The sequence below is a fragment of the Thalassospira povalilytica genome, assembly GCF_002844235.1.
Lineage (GTDB): Bacteria > Pseudomonadota > Alphaproteobacteria > Rhodospirillales > Thalassospiraceae > Thalassospira > Thalassospira povalilytica.
In genome coordinates this window covers 132948-150332 of sequence record NZ_PGTS01000002.1, presented here as the reverse complement: position 1 = coordinate 150332, position 17385 = coordinate 132948, and the positions used below count along the sequence as shown (strand labels likewise).

General features: G+C 55.2%; 19 protein-coding genes. 7 read left to right on the top strand and 12 right to left on the bottom strand.

From position 1 onward, the window contains the following. Window positions 1-68: 68 nt before the first annotated feature. The 3 genes from CU041_RS04965 to CU041_RS04955 form a co-directional block, all read right to left on the bottom strand. Window positions 69-1244 (bottom strand): hypothetical protein, encoded by a 1176-nt coding sequence (locus CU041_RS04965; RefSeq protein WP_233433009.1) that lies wholly within the window; start codon window positions 1242-1244, stop codon window positions 69-71. A 271-nt stretch (window positions 1245-1515) separates the two neighbouring features. Continuing rightward, entirely contained in the window at window positions 1516-2289 is a 774-nt protein-coding gene (locus CU041_RS04960) for a hypothetical protein (RefSeq protein ID WP_101246007.1), read from the bottom strand. 221 nt (window positions 2290-2510) lie between these two features. After that, window positions 2511-3404 (bottom strand): GNAT family N-acetyltransferase, encoded by an 894-nt coding sequence (locus CU041_RS04955; RefSeq protein ID WP_101246006.1) that lies wholly within the window; start codon window positions 3402-3404, stop codon window positions 2511-2513. Between the two features lie 382 nt (window positions 3405-3786). On the opposite strand from CU041_RS04955, the gene CU041_RS04950 reads away from it, so the two are divergent. Next, entirely contained in the window at window positions 3787-4950 is a 1164-nt protein-coding gene (locus tag CU041_RS04950) for an alpha-hydroxy acid oxidase (RefSeq protein ID WP_101246005.1), read from the top strand. Between the two features lie 206 nt (window positions 4951-5156). On the opposite strand, the gene rpsI is transcribed toward CU041_RS04950, so the two are convergent. From rpsI to CU041_RS04925, 5 genes are all read right to left on the bottom strand, one after another. After that, window positions 5157-5648, bottom strand: a complete 492-nt coding sequence (gene rpsI / locus CU041_RS04945) for a 30S ribosomal protein S9 (RefSeq protein WP_101246004.1) — start codon at window positions 5646-5648, stop codon at window positions 5157-5159. Then, complete coding sequence (gene rplM / locus CU041_RS04940; protein WP_008890948.1) at window positions 5645-6112, bottom strand: 50S ribosomal protein L13; 468 nt, start codon at window positions 6110-6112, stop codon at window positions 5645-5647. Before rplM ends, rpsI begins: the two co-directional genes overlap by 4 nt. A gap of 155 nt (window positions 6113-6267) precedes the next feature. After that, window positions 6268-6708 carry a PaaI family thioesterase gene (locus CU041_RS04935; RefSeq protein WP_068519241.1) on the bottom strand — a complete coding sequence of 147 codons (441 nt, stop codon included), beginning with the start codon at window positions 6706-6708 and terminating at the stop codon, window positions 6268-6270. 269 nt (window positions 6709-6977) lie between these two features. After that, entirely contained in the window at window positions 6978-7265 is a 288-nt protein-coding gene (locus CU041_RS04930; RefSeq protein WP_068519240.1) for a hypothetical protein, read from the bottom strand. Between the two features lie 367 nt (window positions 7266-7632). Further along, the gene (locus CU041_RS04925) at window positions 7633-8544 is read right to left on the bottom strand and encodes a hypothetical protein (protein WP_101246003.1); all 912 of its coding nucleotides are present in this window, start codon (window positions 8542-8544) and stop codon (window positions 7633-7635) included. A 163-nt stretch (window positions 8545-8707) separates the two neighbouring features. Between CU041_RS04925 and CU041_RS04920 the strand changes: the two genes are divergently transcribed. Beyond that, entirely contained in the window at window positions 8708-9502 is a 795-nt protein-coding gene (locus CU041_RS04920) for an enoyl-CoA hydratase (protein ID WP_101246002.1), read from the top strand. Window positions 9503-9660: 158 nt separating this feature from the next. Beyond that, window positions 9661-10296, top strand: a complete 636-nt coding sequence (locus tag CU041_RS04915) for a LysE family translocator (protein ID WP_101246001.1) — start codon at window positions 9661-9663, stop codon at window positions 10294-10296. Here the strand turns inward: CU041_RS04915 and CU041_RS04910 are convergent. Next, on the bottom strand, window positions 10268-11146 hold the full coding sequence (locus CU041_RS04910; protein WP_101246000.1) for a protein-methionine-sulfoxide reductase heme-binding subunit MsrQ: 879 nt from the start codon (window positions 11144-11146) through the stop codon (window positions 10268-10270). The genes CU041_RS04915 and CU041_RS04910 overlap by 29 nt on opposite strands. Before the next feature lie 237 nt (window positions 11147-11383). Here CU041_RS04910 and CU041_RS04905 point away from each other — a divergent pair, with 237 nt between their 5' ends. Next, window positions 11384-11806 carry a CoA-binding protein gene (locus CU041_RS04905; protein WP_101245999.1) on the top strand — a complete coding sequence of 141 codons (423 nt, stop codon included), beginning with the start codon at window positions 11384-11386 and terminating at the stop codon, window positions 11804-11806. A 95-nt stretch (window positions 11807-11901) separates the two neighbouring features. On the opposite strand, the gene CU041_RS04900 is transcribed toward CU041_RS04905, so the two are convergent. Then, complete coding sequence (locus tag CU041_RS04900) at window positions 11902-12546, bottom strand: hypothetical protein (protein ID WP_068519234.1); 645 nt, start codon at window positions 12544-12546, stop codon at window positions 11902-11904. A gap of 173 nt (window positions 12547-12719) precedes the next feature. Beyond that, the gene (locus CU041_RS04895; protein ID WP_101245998.1) at window positions 12720-13622 is read right to left on the bottom strand and encodes an OmpA family protein; all 903 of its coding nucleotides are present in this window, start codon (window positions 13620-13622) and stop codon (window positions 12720-12722) included. Between the two features lie 225 nt (window positions 13623-13847). Between CU041_RS04895 and CU041_RS04890 the strand changes: the two genes are divergently transcribed. The 3 genes from CU041_RS04890 (at window position 13848) to CU041_RS04880 (ending at window position 16305) form a co-directional block, all read left to right on the top strand. After that, window positions 13848-14834 (top strand): mechanosensitive ion channel family protein, encoded by a 987-nt coding sequence (locus CU041_RS04890; RefSeq protein ID WP_068519232.1) that lies wholly within the window; start codon window positions 13848-13850, stop codon window positions 14832-14834. A gap of 417 nt (window positions 14835-15251) precedes the next feature. Then, complete coding sequence (locus CU041_RS04885) at window positions 15252-15833, top strand: DJ-1/PfpI family protein (protein ID WP_068519231.1); 582 nt, start codon at window positions 15252-15254, stop codon at window positions 15831-15833. Window positions 15834-15990: 157 nt separating this feature from the next. Further along, window positions 15991-16305 (top strand): ribbon-helix-helix domain-containing protein, encoded by a 315-nt coding sequence (locus tag CU041_RS04880; RefSeq protein WP_068519399.1) that lies wholly within the window; start codon window positions 15991-15993, stop codon window positions 16303-16305. Window positions 16306-16430: 125 nt separating this feature from the next. Here the strand turns inward: CU041_RS04880 and CU041_RS04875 are convergent, their stop codons facing one another. Further along, entirely contained in the window at window positions 16431-17384 is a 954-nt protein-coding gene (locus CU041_RS04875; protein ID WP_068519230.1) for a hypothetical protein, read from the bottom strand. Window position 17385 lies beyond the last annotated feature (1 nt).

Genomic DNA, 17385 nt, shown 5'->3' with positions numbered 1-17385 from the left:
TATTCCCATGCAGTTTTGACATGAGGGTTTTGAGATGGAGGTTTTGACATGAGGGGCTCGGCCCTGCCCTATTTCTTGCGCGCCCGGCGCACTGTTGACGGACAGGCGCGTTTATCCTGCGGCAAAACGGTATAGAATTTCTCGATCTTCTCGTACCCGGTGGGTGCTGCGACCGGGTAATCGGTGACAAAGCGCTGATCGGAAAGGCCAAAGTCACTGGCCTTCAATCCGGATCGTTGCAACCACATCCGTCGATGGGCGTCCGAAACAACCACCTCGGGATCATCGACCAAAAAGATCGCATCACGGGCCAGTCGGTCATTATATTTGTGATGGCTCGGAAGCCAGGCTGCAAGCTGCTTGCGCAGATTTCCGGGGCTTGGCAAATTGCGCGTGCGGGTCACAAACCTGGTCATCTGATCGACAAGCTTGCTGATGTCGCCGGGCGGTACCGATCCATGGGTCGCCCGATCGATGAAAAAGGCCAGATCAATCTCGGTCGGGTCGCGCTTTATCACCGGTTTTATTGATTTATATAACTTGAAAAATCGCGCTATTTTCCCGCCATCGGCATTGGCCGCATCATAAACCCGATGATAGGCCGCCTGCACTTCGGGCCGCGCCCCATAGGCGGCAAAACGCCGGGTAAAATCGGCCCGCTCACGATCATTGACCCAGATCGCACACAGCACATCAAACGCCGCATCATTATTGCCAAGCGCCAGTCTGTGCATATCCTCGGTAAAGGGACCAAACACATTGCGCAACAAGCCGGGATTGGCCCGTTCGGCGGCAAACAGGATCTGCTGGATTTCCGCGCCTGCCCCGGCAGTTGCCCCGCGCGGTCCCCAGGTCAGATAGGCGCGCGGATCATTGGTAAAGCAATACGGATCCCCTTCAAGAAACCGCTTGCCGCTGCGCGGATTTGGTGACTGACAGAAATTGAACTGGATGACGTCGTAATCCGTGCCTTCCAGTGCGAATGTCAGGTGATTGGCCCGTTCGATCGCGTCCGGCGGCGCTATTTGCGACGGCATCAACAGCCGCCACAGCCCGGTGGTAATCGCCCCGTAACTCTCCACCCCGACCGCGGCACGCACCGCCGAATTCAGACATGGTTGCAGATCAATAATCGCCTGTCGGGTCTTTGCCCCGACAATCCCGTCCGCCGTGCCATAACTGCTGGCAGGCTTTCCCGCACAATTGGCAGCCTGGGCAAACAACCGCTGCTGAAACGTCGCCACCGACCCATACCGGCCAAGTGTCAAAGCACGGTTTTCAAACCGGTATAACACCTGCGCCAGGTCCTGAGCCTGTGCTGATATCACCAAACATGCCGACATGACCGCAACAGCCAAAACCATCGCGACGGTTTGGCGCCAAAAACCTGACATCAAATGCGATAACTGTTTTTGGATCACAACAGACATCAATCCGGTTCATATTTACCCGATACTCGGAACCCCGCCCGTGATCTACCGCTTGCAAGGCGATTTAATCAGACGCGCCCACTACTCAGGGCTCAAACGCAAACCCGGCCTTGATGGCATCCCCTGCGACCTTGGCCGGGTCAAATGTGATTTTTTCAACGATTGTCGTAACCTGCTGAACAAGTTCCTGGCTCGGCTGTGCCTTGTTTGCATTCTTTTTGGGTGGCATCACGCACGCGCCATCAATACCGAGGTCAGTCAAAAAGGCCTTCGCCCCTTCTTCATGGACCGCCTCGTCAAGTGACACATCGACCATCTTGATCTGATCGGCATATTTTTGGCGGTAATATTCTTGCCGCGTGGCCATTTCATAGCAATACCAAAGCGGCATGCCCAACGGCCCGAATTGCGAAAATGCATCAGCATTGATGATTTTTCGCGAATAGGACGGATGCAAGTACCACTGCCAGGCAAGCGTAATATTCCCGAAATCATTACGAACCAGATAACTGACGCATTGTTTGACGATGTTTCTTTTTAAAATGATCAGCGTCGTGAAATCCGCCCGACCATTCGAAATCACGTTTTCGACCAAACCGCACTTGCAAAGGGTATGGTTGGTTTCGGCATAGGTTCCATCGGGAATGGTTTGAAATTTCCGCTCCCAGAATTCCTGCACAAAGCGGGTATTTCCATGGTTGTTATAGGTCCGCATGGTTCGGATGTCGGGCATCCGGGTGCCGAAATCCTCGATACCAAGCGGTTCGTGTATCGCCTCGATCTTGAGGTTCGCCGACAGAAAATCAGCCAACCAGGCCGAGCCTGTTCGACCGGCGGTGATCACGAAGTAATTCGTCATGAACCTTCCTCTAACAACAATCAGCAGCAACACAGCCGCTTTTCACAAGTACCCTTTGCCGGCCATTATCGCCGCGCACCCTTTATGCAAGCTTAACCATTGTGCGACATGCCCATCCAGCACCGGATGGAAAAATGCCTGCCCCCGATCATACCGGACGGCAGGCACATATTCGATGGTCAAATCGGGCATTGTCATTGCGACATGCAGGCTTCTTTGAGCTATGCAGCGGACATTTTACCAAGCTGCATCGGGCTTTTCAGAAGCGCCAAGCGGTAGCGCCCGATTTTCTCAAAACCAAGTGCCTCATAGGCCTTTGCCGCGGCTTCGCTGTCTGTGGACAGGATCGCGCGGGTTACCCCGCGTGCCCGTGCGGCCAGAAGTGTTTTGGCAACCAGTATCCGGGCATAGCCGTTTGACCGGTATTCCGGCGGTGTCCAGACCGGGCCGACCTGAACCATGTCAGGCAGCTGGGCGTTAAAGCCCGAAAGGCTTACCGCCTTTCCTTCAACAATCAGTGCCCACAGATTACGCGCATCAAGGGACTGCACCAGTCGCGATGCGACCTTGCTGTCAAGAACCGGGGTGTCTTCGGCCCCTAATGCCTCGATCTCGTAGGCCCGCAGCCAGCTTAGCAACGTGCTGCGTTCAACCTTTTCGGCATCAACCATCTGAAAGTCATCCGCCCGCGCATTGACCGGCACCACCAGATTGGCAAGATCCAGCCCATACAGAATATCCGATGCATTGATCGCAAATTCACTGCCCGCGAGGCCAAGCTGGCCCAGCATATCCGCCGCCTGATCGGCCTCGCCGAACACCCCGGCTACGGGCCGCAACGGATCGGCAAGAAAGGCTTCGGTCAGTTGGGTCGGGACCGTTTGGTTATCCGCTGCCTGGACAAAGACATTGCCATTGCCGAACTGCGCAATGATGGCCTGGATCGCGCCATCATTTGCCACAGCACCGAACCAGCTTCCAGAAAGCGGATGACGGCGTCGCTCGATACCGGCAGTTCGCAGATTTCCGCGCAGGATCATGCTGGTCGCAGCATGGTCGGCAAGAAATGCGTTTGCGGCATCAAGATCGGCGTCGTGCAGCTTTCTGTACTGCATATCGGTGGTCCCTTTCTTTGGGGGTTAACTGGGATTTTCAGGATTTCGAATTGGCATAAAAAAAGACCGCTCTATTAGCGGCCCTTCACAAACAGCAAGGATGTCCAACAGAGTTTCAAAAAGCTATGTTTTGAAAATTCGTCGCATGTTCCCAACCATTTTGTGATCCTTTGCAAATCGGAAATTATCGTTCCTGAACTTGTTCTTATCACAAACTTCGCAATTTCCGAGCCTTCTTTTTAAAATTCTTTTCCCGTGATCGCATCGCGCTGTTTCCGGCATGCGGAAATGGTCAGTAAGGGGCTGTTTTTCAATTCGGTTTGCGATAACTTGGGAAAGTGGTATTACCATTACCACGCGCACCTTATTCGGAGTTGAACTCATGCCAGTGATTACCTGCGTCGACGACCTTAAACGTATCTATAAACGGCGCACCCCGCGCATGTTTTACGATTACGCAGAATCCGGAAGCTGGACCGAGCAGACATTCCGCGAAAACACCACCGATTTTCAGGATATCCACCTGCGTCAGCGCGTCGCAATCGACATGTCGGGCCGCACCACCAAAAGCCAGATGATCGGTCAGGACGTCTCCATGCCGGTCGCCCTTGCCCCTGTCGGACTGACCGGAATGCAGTGTGCTGATGGCGAAATCAAGGCTGCCCGTGCGGCCGAAAAATTCGGTGTACCCTATACCTTGTCGACCATGTCAATCTGTTCGATCGAGGATGTGGCCGAAAACACATCCAAGCCGTTCTGGTTGCAGGTTTATACGCTCAAAGATGATGACTTCATGCAGCGCCTGTTTGACCGGGCCAAGGCCGCAAAATGTTCGGCCGCCGTCATCACGGTCGATCTTCAGATGTTGGGTCAGCGTCACAAGGATTTGAAAAACGGCCTGTCTGCTCCGCCCAAGCTGACCATCAAATCGGTCGCCGACATGATGACCAAGGTCCAATGGGGTCTTGGCATGCTTGGCACCAAACGCCGTTTCTTTGGCAACATTGTCGGTCATGCCAAGGGCGTTGCTGATCCGTCGTCTCTGGGGGACTGGACGGCCCAGGCATTTGATGATTCCCTTGATTGGGATCGTATTCGCGAATTCCGCAAAATGTGGGATGGCCCGCTGATCATCAAGGGGATCATTGACCCGCGTGACGCGGTCGAAGCCCTGAATGTCGGTGCCGATGCCATTATCGTTTCAAACCATGGCGGACGTCAGCTTGACGGGGCGCTGTCTTCGATCCGCGCCTTGCCGCAAATCATGGATGCGGTCGGCGACAAGATCGAGGTTCACCTTGATAGTGGCATCCGTTCCGGTCAGGACGTGCTTAAGGCATTGGCCCTTGGCGCAAAAGGCACCTATATCGGGCGCGCCTATGTTTATGGCCTGGGTGCGATGGGCGAAGCAGGTGTCACCAAGGCGCTTGAGCTGATCCATAAGGAACTTGAAGTTTCGATGGCATTCTGTGGTCACACCGACATCAACACGGTTGATCGTGACATCCTGATGGTCCCGCGTGATTTCTCGGACCGCTGGCAGTAACGCACAAGATTACGGGGGCACGCGCCAAGCACCCCCCATCATCCACCGATAAAAAAACGGCGCCTTTCCTTGGAAAGAGCGCCGTTTTCTTTTTTGTGCAGGTTTGAAGAACCAATGGTATCGGCACCCTGCCCCGCAAAAGAAAAAGCGCCACTCGAAAGTGACGCTTTTCCAATACTGTATCGTACCAGATGTCTGGAAACGTATTAACGTTTCGAGAACTGGAAGCTACGACGAGCTTTTGCACGACCGTATTTTTTACGTTCGACTGCACGCGAGTCACGGGTAAGGAACCCGCCAGCTTTGAGCGAACCACGCAGTGCCGGCTCGAACAGGGTCAGCGCACGGGAAATACCGTGACGAACCGCACCTGCCTGACCAGACAGACCGCCACCAGATACGGTGCAAACGACGTCGAACTGATCTTTACGATCGGTTACGCCGAACGGCTGGTTGATGACCATGCGCAGAACCGGACGTGCGAAGTAGTCTTCGAACTCGCGGCCATTGACGGTGACTTTACCCGAGCCCGGCTTGATCCAGACACGTGCAATTGCGTTTTTACGACGACCGGTTGCATAGGAACGGCCCTGTGCGTCGATCTTCGGTTCCGGCAGGGTGCCTTCAGCAGCAGCTGCGGTTTCGCCGCCCTGTGCCAGATCCTTGAGATCTTCAAGAGTTTTGGTGTCGGCCATTATTTGCCACTCCGCTTGTTCTTTTCGTTCATAGCCGCAACGTCGAGGACTTCCGGCTTCTGAGCTTCATGCGGGTGCTCGGTACCAGCATAGACGTGCAGTTTGGAAAGAACCTGGCTGCGCAGCGGACCACGGGACATCATACGCTCAACAGCTTTGATGATCACACGTTCCGGGTGCTCACCATTCAGGAGCTTGTCCATGGTGCGTTCTTTGATGCCGCCCGGGTAACCGGTGTGCCAGTAGAACTTCTTGTTCTGAAGTTTACGGCCGGTCAATTTGACTTTTTCGGCATTGACGATGACGATGTGATCGCCACAGTCCATGTGCGGGGTAAACATAGCTTTGTGTTTACCACGAAGACGGTTGGCAACAACAGCAGCAAGGCGGCCAAGGACGACGTCTTCAGCGTCGACCACGAACCATTTGCGCTCGATGTCGCTCGGTGTCGCAGTGAAGGTTTTCATTATTTCAATACTCGAAAACTGGGTTTCACGGAGGGAATCTTCCCTCGTTGAAAGTCGGCGCATTATGCCAGCATTCAACAGGAAAACAACAGGAATATTTCATTATAAATCAATGTGTTACGTAAAGAGGTATTATTTTACCACACGATTTCGCGCTATTTTTCCGCCGGCGGCATGGCATATGTCCCGATCACATGCGCACAAAGACTGTTATCAACGGCTGATCGAATATGGCATTCCGCAATCAAAAGCCGCCTGCCCGCCTTAAGGATTCTGGCCTCGGCAATCAGGTCGCCCGGCTTCGCCCCCGACAGGAAATGTACCGTCGCCTCGGTCGTTACCGCCAGATCCGCCTTGGGCACCACAAGCCAGGCCACCGCATAAAGCGCAATATCGGCCAGGGCAAAAATCGCCGGGCCCGTTACCACATTGCCGGGCCGCAAATAGCGTTCCCTGAACGGCAACCGCAGGACCGCCGTGTCATTTTCAAGACTTTCCGTGATAACGCCCATATCGCCGACAAACGGCACCTTTTCGCGCATGATGGCATCAAAATCGGCCGGGGTGATCCCGGTGCGGGCGTGCGAATTGTTCATGACAGCAGACCTCCCCAGATTGCCAGTTTTGCTTTGGCATTATTGATCCAGATCGACAGCCTGACATAACGTTTACGTTAACGTCAATATTTTACGGTTTCTGCATCCCTTCCCCACCATTGGATGCGGACTGTTTGCCGCGATCCGTTTTGTCACCGTGTGTTTGTCGCCATCTCTTTATTGACGTCCCTGGATCAGGCGACAATGGCGCGCCCGCAGCAAAGCCGGTTCACACCCGACCATATCACGGTACAGGTACGGGATCACGATTAGCGCAAAACGATCGATGCCAGATCGGTAAATGTGGCCAGCACCACACCCCCGATAACAATGGCGACAATCGCCGTCGCACCGATATGCGGCAATTTGCGTCGCATCCATTCACCCGATGACATCGGCGGTTGCGAGGCTGCTTTATGTTTGAACCTTGCCCGGACGGGCCCGCGCGACAAATCCACAACAGGTTTGTCGACCTCATCATTGGATGCCCAATGATGGCGGTTCTCCGGAAGATAGACAGGGCGGCGGTCTTCCTGACCGGTTTCGTCACGCATCATGGCGATTTCACAGCGTCACTCGCTGCCTCCTGCAACAAGGGTATGTCGAAAATTCCGGTCATTTTCATGCTGCGATGCTGTGCATCACGAAAATGACGGCCCCCTCATTGATGGTCTGTCGCGTCTGTCCCGATGCTTTGCCTTTTCAAAGGCTGACGGTGATCCGGATACTGTCCCCAAACAGCATGCCCCAAACAGCATATCACCGGCCGATCCCCGATTTTCAGGTGTATGGATTTGTTATCCGCAACCGGCCTGCCTGCACACAACCTGTGGGGCAAACCGATGGGCAAAACCAGTGGGCCGGAACCGTCTGATTATCCTGATACTTATATGGGGATTACGGCAACAGTTCGACAATAGCCGACTATTTCCCCAAAATTGCCGAAAACTCGCTGACTGTCAGAACAAGCACATAGCCAATGGCAACCGCCGCAATCATATAGGCCGCGGCACGTGGCAGAAACTTGTCCCAGGTGATAGGGTCGCGTGCCTTGCGTTTTGACCGCGCGGCTTTTGCCTTGGCCTTTTCCTGTTTTTCAAGGATTTCCAGACGCTTGCGGTCCATTTCACCGCGCGCGGCCCAGTTGGCCGTGTTATCGGGCAAATCAATGCGTGACTGCCGGACTTCCTTTTCCTTGAAGTCATCAACACGTCCCTGAATGTCATTGCCCGATGATGCGTCACCATCGTCTGTCTGTCGCCCCCGATCAAGCAATGTCGCCCCGCCATTCAGGCTTTCGACATATTCGTCATACGCGGTCTTTTCTTCGGCGAATGCAGCTGCCTGGGCGGCTTCGTGGCTGGCCTGGGCGGCCGGGTTTCCATGCAGTGCTGCGGCACCAGATGCGGCGTTCTGCACATGAACATGGCGGCTGGGCTTGGGCCGTGTCGCATTTTGTGCGCGCTCGGCACTGGCGGCACTGGCTGCGGCGATTTGTTTGTCGCTGACCATCGGGGACGGCTTTGGCCCCAGCATCGCCGGCGGACGGGTTTCCGTGACCTCGACCGTTTCGGGATCGGGGGTTTCGTTGTCATCATCGATGATTTTGGGCTTGGGCATCAAAAAGGGCGGGATGTCAAAACCGTTACGAAGCAACCGCGCACGCGCTTCGGCGCGATACCGTTCAAGATCGCGCTCCATTACGTCCTTGCGATCAAACCGTTTGATCGGCGTTTCACGGACAGGCTTTTGCGACTTTATCGTTTCCTGCCATTTACGCGCTGAAACAAACCGGTTCGGCGCCCGACCAGGACGCCGCGTTTGACTGTCACTCATCCACAACCATGCGTTTTTCACCGTTCGGTTTATTCTTCAAACACCGAATATCCCGATGCTTGTAAACGGTTTTATTGATGACCCGATGCGTGCAATTCTACTACGATCACAAGTAGAAGAAAATCAAAAACGATGCCACGCACACACATCAAGGAGGAACACCATGACCACCGCCACCCCGTCATCCCCGCTGGTGACCCGCCATGATCACGACGGTTATGTCACCCTTGTCCTGTCCAACCCCGCCCGGCGCAACGCCCTGTCCGCGGCGATGATGTCCGCCCTTCAGGATGCCTTTGACGACATTGCCCAAAACCCCGATATCCGGTGCGTTATTCTTGCCGCCGATGGGCCGGTTTTTTGTGCCGGTCACGATCTTAAGGAAATGGGCGGCATCACCGACTGTGATCAGCATGCCAGCCTGTTTGCCCAGTGCAGTCGCCTGATGATGCGGATCGTCACCCTGCCCCAGCCGGTCATTGCCCGTGTCCGTGGCATGGCGACAGCGGCTGGCTGTCAGCTGGTGGCAAGCTGCGATCTTGCCGTTGCAGCCCGTTCGGCCAAATTTGCCACCCCCGGGGTCAATATCGGTTTGTTCTGTTCGACCCCGATGGTCGCACTGAGCCGCAATATCGCGCGCAAGCACGCCATGCGCATGCTGCTAACCGGCGATCCGGTGCCGGCCGACACCGCCTTTGCGATGGGGTTGGTATCGGACGTGGTTGATGATGATGATCTTGAAACGGCAACAGATGACCTTGCCGCGGGCATTGCCGCAAGATCCGGCATGACCGTGCGCCTTGGCAAACAGGCGTTTTACAAACAGATCGAAATGCCCCTGCCCGATGCATATGCCTATGCATCCGATGTCATGACCACCAACATGCAAAAACACGACGCCCGCGAAGGCATCGGCGCCTTCGTTGAAAAGCGCCACCCGACATGGCGCCATGAATGACCGCCTGATTACGGATTGAAGGGTTGCATTCGCATCTGAACTCTGCGTTTGCTCATATATCTGCTGCCATCGCGGTTTTGCCCGGGTGCCCGGTCGGGTTTGCCCGGCATTGGTCCTGCGATGGTGGCGACCTGTCACGCCCTGATGGAGTAACTCCGATGCCGTTTGAAATGTGGCTTGCCTTTGTCGTTGCCTGCACCGTCATTCTGATCATTCCCGGCCCGACCATCATGCTGGTGGTCAGCTACGCCCTGAGCAAGGGACGGCAAACCGCCTGGGCGACTGTTCCCGGCGTTGCCCTGGGCGATCTGACTGCAATGACCATTTCGCTGGCCGGGGCCGGTGCGCTTCTTGCCACCTCGGCCGAGGCCTTTACCATCCTGAAATTCTGCGGCGCGGCCTATCTGGTCTATCTGGGCATCAAGATGTGGCGCGATAATCCCGGCGCGTTGCAGGACAACCCGGATGCCAAACGCAACCGCCCGTCGCGCATGTTCCTTCAGGCCTATGTGGTCACCGCCCTTAATCCCAAGGGCATCGTGTTCTTCATTGCCTTTGTGCCGCAATTCATCACAGCCGGAAACCCGGTTTTGCCGCAGTTTGTCGTTATGACCGCAACCTTTGTCATTCTGGCTGCGATCAATGTCGCGATCTGGGCGGTGATGGCCGCCGCCCTGCGTGAACGGTTCCGCCATCCTGATGCCATGCGTCGTCTGACCCGGGTTGGTGGCGGGGTGATGATTGGTGCGGGCTTGCTGACTGCCCTTACCCGCCGCGCGAGTGCTGCGGTCTAGACCCGGCACCGATCAGCGCCGATAACATCGCCCGTCCGGCACCATCGCGGCCAAACGGGTAAATCACCACCATCACAAGACCGGCCAGCAACACATTCCATGCCGGGCGCAATGGCCACATCCATTCAAGATTGGCCGCCACCACGCGCCCGGCCGGAATACCGGTGGCCAGCGCGTACCAGCCATATTCAATGCCCGCTGTCGCAAGGCCTGCGATCACCGCAATCACAACAAGCGTCACAGCCGACCGCAATGACCAGCCCCGCCAATGTGCAAACCGATACAGCATCAGGGCGACAAACAACCCGGCCATCAGGGTGGCTTCGCTGACATCGACCTTGGACTGCATAAAGAAATGCAGCGCCCCCAGAACCGCAATCGGATAAACCAGTTTGTGCAGGCGGGCCCATTTCGCACCAAGCCTGCGCATTGCCGCCTTGGTCGAGGTCGCGGCAAGAATCGCAAGCCCGATCAGGGCGACAAACCCGATCGTCAGATAAATCCGAAGGACGATCTCGCTTGCGATCCGCCCAAGATCAAGGTTCTGACTGATGGCATAAAGCCCAAGATGAACCATCCCGTAACAAAAGGCGGCAACACCGATCTGGCGGCGCACCTGCACCAGCTTTGAAAATCGGGTAATCCGGCGCAATGGCGTGATCAAAAGCGATATCAAAAGGACCCTGATCGTCCAGTCACCACTTTGCAGGATAGCTTCCTTGACCGGGATCGTCGCCCCGCCCTGTGCAATCACCGGCCACAGCAAAACCACACCGGGCACAAGCAGCGCGACAAAGACCACCAGTTTGAAAAAGGAAAACCGTCCGGACGGATCACGCCATGGATACATGCAGTCAAGCCTATGGTGTTGTGCAACACGCACGCGCGCGCCAAATTCAAACACGGAATCCCGGCATAGCCGGAAACTGCCATGACCTACTCAAAGCGCATTTGATGTGCCGCGTCATTTAAACTCGCCATCAACTTTCCGCGAGCCCGCCTTTCAACCCGTGACCCGCGCCAAACAGTTGCACAGGATCGCCGATCATATAACTATCAACCAAGAACAATTGATGGATTGAACAAAATGCCCCAGTTCGAAAACCCGGATGATGCCGCCCTTAAATCGCTTCTGGAAACGACCAGAACAATCGCCCTTGTCGGCGCCAGTCCCAAGCCTGATCGCCCGTCGAACCGCGTGATGAAATTCCTGCTTGATCGCGGATATCACGTGATCCCGGTCAATCCCGGTCAGGCAGGCGGGGAAATTCACGGTCAGACGGTGGTCGCCACCCTTGCCGACATTTCCGAACCGGTCGATATGGTCGATATCTTCCGCAATAGTGACGATGCCGCCGGTGTCGTGGATGAAGCCATCGCAATCAAGGCCAAGTCGGTCTGGATGCAACTTGGCGTGCTGAACCCCGATGCGGCGTCCCGGGCAATCGATCATGGCATGGTCGCCGTGATGAACCGTTGCCCGGCCATCGAAATTCCCCGGCTGTTCTGATCGGGTGATTTTTCAAAATTTGCGATGGCGAGTCGCCAAAATAAAAAGGCACCGGACCCCGGTGCCTTTTGCAATTCAGTCAGACAAATGCGCGATCAGCCGCGACCGCATTTTGCCATCAGTTCGGGCATCAGGCCCTGATTGCCGATAAAGACCGGCTGTACGGCACTGGTCACGCTATAGGTCGTGGTCTGTTCGTCAACAATCTGGTCATAAAGCCCCGATGTTTCGAGAACCAGCGACACCACGCCGTCCGACTTGATCCGCAATGCGGCAAAGCCGTTGGCATATTCTGTGCGGGCGCATTCACGGCCAAGGATCGTGTCAAAACGTTCCACCAGCGCGTAACGCGGATTTTCCGACAGATGATCCCGGCTGGCAACAGTACCGGGAACGACATTGGGTTTGGGGATATATTTGCTGAACCGGGCTTGTGACTGGACGATATAGCCATCCGGGAAATAGACCGCGACATCTTCGGAAAGAAGGATGCGGTCACCAACAACCTGACCCGATCGCAACAGCGCCTTGATTCGTTTCCCCGGAATTTCCCCGGAAAACGCATTAAAGCGCAGCAACTTTCCGTCACCTCGCTGATCAGCATAAAACTTTTCAAAAGGTACGATTGGGGTTTTATCCGCTGCCATCGCAGCCGGTGTAATTGCCGCTGACGCAATCGCCAGTGCAAGTGTCACGCCCCCCGAGCGTCGCGAAAAGACCGCCGCAATGGCCTTTAGCATATGTCCCCGCCTCTCACTGATACGTGTCGGAATACTTCGCTGAGATTATGCAGATTAATCCGAATTTCAACTGTAATTCCTGCGAAATTCTTCGGCACAGGTAAAAGCACATATAAAAACAACGAGGTGGCATAATGCCACCTCGTTGCCAAAGATTTGGTAAATGTCGAAGCTTAGTCGACAGAAATCGTCACACGACGGTTACGCGGCTCACGAACACCATCCGGAGTCGGGATGAGAAGTTCACCTTCACCAACCGCATCGCTCTCGATCATGTCAGCTTTGATACCACGACCGGTCAGCTGCGACAGAGCAGCCTGTGCACGACGTTCGGACAGTTTCAGGTTATAGGCTGCCGAACCCGATGCATCGGCGTGACCGACGATCGCAACATTACCCATCGAAGTTGCCCACTGTTCGGCCGCTGCATCAAGAACGCGCTCCGAAACCGGGGTAATTGCAACGCTGTCGAAATCGAAGAAGATCGTGAACAGACGTGCTTCTTTCGCAGCAACCGGTGCCGCAGCAGCCGGTGCCGGCTCTACCGCACGAAGTTCTGCCATCGCAGCTTCGAAGTCTTTCCAGCACTGGCTGATCAGCTCGGTCTGCCAGCCTTCTTCACTTTCCTCGATCCAGCAATCGAAACGGGCCTGTGCAATTGCTGCGGTGTCAGGCTTTTCTTCGCGCTTGCCATCATCAAGCAAACCGATCAGCTCGTCACGAACTGCACGTTTCTGTGCAATTTCTTCAGCCGAGAAACGCCAGTTTGCCGGATCTTCCGGAAGAATGGTTTCGTTGCTTGCTACTTTGCCGGCCTTTTTCGCAAAGAAATCGGCATCAAAGAAGTCGTACCACTCGTCAGCTTCGCGCTGTGCATAAGCGATATACTCGGCTTTCAGCGCCTTGCCGAATGCGGTCGTCGGCTCGGTGCCAGAGATCGCAGATGATACAGAATTGCTGTATGTCAGCGGGTTACCGCCATACATAACCGCAGTCCCGGAATTATCTACGCTGCTACACGCACTCAGAAGCGCAACGCCACCAAGAGCACAAAGAATAGTCGGACGAATCTGCATGTCTTACCCCTGTCTTAAGGTTGTTATTCAGCAAATACTTTATCACCAAAGATGGTGAGATTATGTCTCAAAACGACCGAAAACGCGATTTGTTCCATACGTGTAAAAAGAATTGTGTTTTGCTACACACTTTTCAAGAACACATAAACCTGTAATTCTTATTGTGTCATACTGATGTATGAGTAGCAAATAATACAACCATGACACTGAGCGCACGAGGATGAAATGATTGAAACCGATGTATCCAAGATCACACTGATGCTAAAGCAGTTCGCACTCGGCTTTGGCATGGATCTTTTAGGCGCAATTGTCATTCTAGCCGTTGGCTGGTGGCTTGCCGGACGCGCCTCGGCACTGGTACGCCACTCGCTTAAAAATGCAAAATTTGTCGATGCGACTCTCAAGCCGCTGGCAGCAAGCATTGTGCGTTACGCAATCCTGGTATTCGTCCTCGTCGCGGTTCTTTCGAACTTTGGTGTGGAAACAACCAGCATCATCGCCGTCCTCGGTGCTGCCGGTCTGGCAATCGGTCTGGCACTGCAAGGCACGCTGTCAAACATCGCCGCCGGTGTCATGATCCTGATCCTGCGTCCGCTCAAGATTGACGAATTCGTCGAAGCCGGTTCGATTTCCGGTACCGTCGTTGAAATCACCCTGTTCACCACCCTGCTCAAGACGCCGGACGGTGTGTTCATTTCTGCCCCGAACTCGCAGATCTGGAACAGCGCGATCAAAAACTATTCGCGCAACCCGACCCGTCGTCTCGATATCAAGGTCGGTATCGCCTATGACGACGATGTTGATGCGGCACTTGATTTCCTGAAAAACCTGGTGGCATCCGATCCGCGTGTTCTCAAGGACCCGGAACCGATGAGCTTCGTCGCGACCCTTGGCGAAAGCTCGGTCGATCTGACCGCACGCGGCTGGGTGGCAACGTCCGAATTCTGGCCGACCTTCTTTGACCTGACACGCAAATCGAAAACCGAACTTGAAGCTGCCGGCTTCTCGATTCCGTTCCCGCAGCGTGACCTGCACATCATCGAATCTTCTGAAACCGCAAGCACCGCGACCAAAACAGCAGCCAAACCGGCTGCAAAGGCACCGGCCAAGAAACCGGCCACCCGTTCGCGTTCAACCGCTGCAAAATCGACCACCAAAACCACGGCGGCCAAAACCACCGCTGCGAAAAAGGCACCCGAAAGCAAAAGCTGACCGGTTCCTGATCCTTGACCACATGAAAGAGGCCCCGATAACGGGCCTCTTTTTTTATGGCAATTTTCAAGGCCAGGGCCAATGCACCGGCCCGTTGCCTAGAACAATGGTTACGGGACACAGGACACAGGACACAGGACACAGGACACAGGAAGGAACACCACGCACCATGCCTGTCAAATGCCATCCCCCTGCCAGCCCGACCGCAAAGGCGCATACCTGGCCCTTCCCTGCGCCCCTGCTCTTTCTCTCGGCACTCCTGTGGCAACCCCACGGCCCGCTATATATCCCCGCCATATATCCCCACGGCCTTTGCACCGGGCATGTAGTAGCCCGCTGTTACCCGCCCGGCTACTTGCAGGCGTATGATTTCCATCCCTCAACGACAATCACAACACGCCCGGGAGGATATAAACGATGTCTGCCAAAAAGATTTTGATGATCACCGGTGATTTCGCCGAAGATTATGAAACCATGGTGCCGTTCCAGACCCTGCTTGCGGTCGGGCACAAAGTCGATGCCGTCTGCCCCGACAAGAAGGCTGGCGATACCGTGGCAACCGCCATTCACGATTTCGAAGGCGATCAGACCTATAGCGAAAAGCGCGGTCATAACTTTGCACTGAATGCCGATTTCGCTTCAGCGCGTGCTGAAAACTATGACGCCCTTCTGATCCCCGGTGGCCGTGCGCCGGAATATCTTCGCCTGAACGAAGACGTCATCCGGCTGGTGCGCGATTTCAACGATGCCGGCAAACCGATTGCTGCTGTTTGTCATGGCGCACAGCTTCTGGCGGCTGCTGATATCATCAAGGGCCGCAAGGTTTCCGCCTATCCGGCCTGCGCCCCCGAAGTCAAACTTGGCGGCGGGATTTATGCCGATATCGCGATTGATGATGCCTGCACGGATGGCAACCTTGTCACCGCACCGGCCTGGCCTGCCCATCCCAAATGGCTGGCAGCTTTCCTTGCCGTCCTCGGAACCGACATAAAATTGTGATGATCAATCGCCCATTCGCCGATTGCGCTTGGGCGATTTTTCCCTGACCATGCACTGACGGGTCTGCGCAGACTTGGCAACAGGCCCGGACCATAAGCTGCCCGGCACCTTTTTCGCGGGACGCAAAACGGGCAGCATTGCAGGAAAGGCCGTCCTCATGTGTCAAATCTATTCCGGTACCGAACCCGAACTCTATCAATGCGTCAGCCGGTCCGTGCGGATCAATGGCGTTGTCACCAGTCTGCGTCTTGAATTGCGCTTCTGGCAGATTCTCGATGAAATTTCGGCGGGCGAAGGCTTCAGCACCCCGCAATTTCTGGGCAAGATTTATGACGAGGTCGTCGCGCAGCGTGGCGACATCCCGAATTTTGCTTCCCTGCTACGGGTCATTTGCACGGTCTATCTGGAAAAGCAGATCGGACTGCACACCACACTTAACGAAGCCCAGACACGCTCGCGCCTGGTCAGCTAGACCAAAAGACCAGGGGCTCTAATATAAAGTAAGTGCTCCCCGCCCGCCTGAACGTCACATCGCGTGACTTCGGCCATCTATCGGGATGGGATTTTGCGTGGATGTGGGGGTAAGCTTGGTCTTGGCTAGTTCAGCCAGGACGAAAGTTCGCGCGTGCTGAACCCGCCACTGCGCATGATTGACGGGTTGGCATTGCGTCGCAGGGTCGGCTCAGCCGGCTTTATGATGCTGTTGCGCTGATGCATGCCCGCCGCAGCACCGAAATCGATCTGGGATCGCGCCACAAGATCAGCCGCACTGGGCTGTGGCTTGCTGGCATTGATCGGTTGCGGGGTTTGCTGTTTCTGCTTGGTCTCGTAGATCCAGCGCAGTTCCTGTTTCAGGGTCTGATATTCCGGCGTATCAGGCGCAGAGTTAACCTCGTTAACAATCTGCAACTTCACCATCTGCGGGAACCGGTCAAGGCGTTCCAGCAACATGAACTTCACGCTCGGACGCACCGCATCTGACCGCATAAGCTTCATCACCAGGCGGCGATAGATATCAATACGCAGGTTTCCGTTCGATGCCAGTTCGATGAATTCTTCGACAAATTCGCGTGCCGCCATCTTGCCATCCAGAAGCGCCCGCAGATTGTCGGCCATCGCCCGGCGATATGCTTCGCGAATTTCGACAACATGGTTGGATGCGCGGGTCCGCACCAGATGGAATGCTTCGGGGCTGAACGCGTTCTTGGTCAGAAGCTTGGCGCAATCGGCCACCAGTTCATGTTTGGTGGCATCCGAGACCACTTCAAACACGCCGGTAATCAGCTCCTTGCATTTTGCATGCGGTCCCATGCGGATCGCCGCGGCCAGCGCCATCGGGCTTTCCGGATCGCGGGTCGCAATAACAGCAAGCGCCAGCGGATCATCATATTGCATCAAGGCCAGATCATTGCTCAGCAAATGTTCCGGCATCAAAAGACGTTGTTGCTTCGCCGCCCCGGTCACTGTCAGCGGCTCGCCACTCTGATAGCTTTCCTTGATGGTCAGCGCGTATTTCAACGCGTCATATGAGATGCCGTGATTGCTGCTCATG

Excerpts from the sequence above, each read along its gene's own strand:
- CU041_RS04960 (WP_101246007.1), bottom strand. The coding sequence starts at position 2,289 with ATGACGAATTACTTCGTGATCACCGCCGGTCGAACAGGCTCGGCCTGG.
- CU041_RS04955 (WP_101246006.1), bottom strand. The coding sequence starts at position 3,404 with ATGCAGTACAGAAAGCTGCACGACGCCGATCTTGATGCCGCAAACGCA.
- CU041_RS04950 (WP_101246005.1), top strand. The coding sequence starts at position 3,787 with ATGCCAGTGATTACCTGCGTCGACGACCTTAAACGTATCTATAAACGG.
- rplM (WP_008890948.1), bottom strand. The coding sequence starts at position 6,112 with ATGAAAACCTTCACTGCGACACCGAGCGACATCGAGCGCAAATGGTTC.
- CU041_RS04935 (WP_068519241.1), bottom strand. The coding sequence starts at position 6,708 with ATGAACAATTCGCACGCCCGCACCGGGATCACCCCGGCCGATTTTGAT.
- CU041_RS04930 (WP_068519240.1), bottom strand. The coding sequence starts at position 7,265 with ATGATGCGTGACGAAACCGGTCAGGAAGACCGCCGCCCTGTCTATCTT.
- CU041_RS04925 (WP_101246003.1), bottom strand. The coding sequence starts at position 8,544 with ATGAGTGACAGTCAAACGCGGCGTCCTGGTCGGGCGCCGAACCGGTTT.
- CU041_RS04920 (WP_101246002.1), top strand. The coding sequence starts at position 8,708 with ATGACCACCGCCACCCCGTCATCCCCGCTGGTGACCCGCCATGATCAC.
- CU041_RS04915 (WP_101246001.1), top strand. The coding sequence starts at position 9,661 with ATGCCGTTTGAAATGTGGCTTGCCTTTGTCGTTGCCTGCACCGTCATT.
- CU041_RS04910 (WP_101246000.1), bottom strand. The coding sequence starts at position 11,146 with ATGTATCCATGGCGTGATCCGTCCGGACGGTTTTCCTTTTTCAAACTG.
- CU041_RS04905 (WP_101245999.1), top strand. The coding sequence starts at position 11,384 with ATGCCCCAGTTCGAAAACCCGGATGATGCCGCCCTTAAATCGCTTCTG.
- CU041_RS04900 (WP_068519234.1), bottom strand. The coding sequence starts at position 12,546 with ATGCTAAAGGCCATTGCGGCGGTCTTTTCGCGACGCTCGGGGGGCGTG.
- CU041_RS04895 (WP_101245998.1), bottom strand. The coding sequence starts at position 13,622 with ATGCAGATTCGTCCGACTATTCTTTGTGCTCTTGGTGGCGTTGCGCTT.
- CU041_RS04890 (WP_068519232.1), top strand. The coding sequence starts at position 13,848 with ATGATTGAAACCGATGTATCCAAGATCACACTGATGCTAAAGCAGTTC.
- CU041_RS04885 (WP_068519231.1), top strand. The coding sequence starts at position 15,252 with ATGTCTGCCAAAAAGATTTTGATGATCACCGGTGATTTCGCCGAAGAT.
- CU041_RS04880 (WP_068519399.1), top strand. The coding sequence starts at position 15,991 with ATGTGTCAAATCTATTCCGGTACCGAACCCGAACTCTATCAATGCGTC.
- CU041_RS04875 (WP_068519230.1), bottom strand. The coding sequence starts at position 17,384 with ATGAGCAGCAATCACGGCATCTCATATGACGCGTTGAAATACGCGCTG.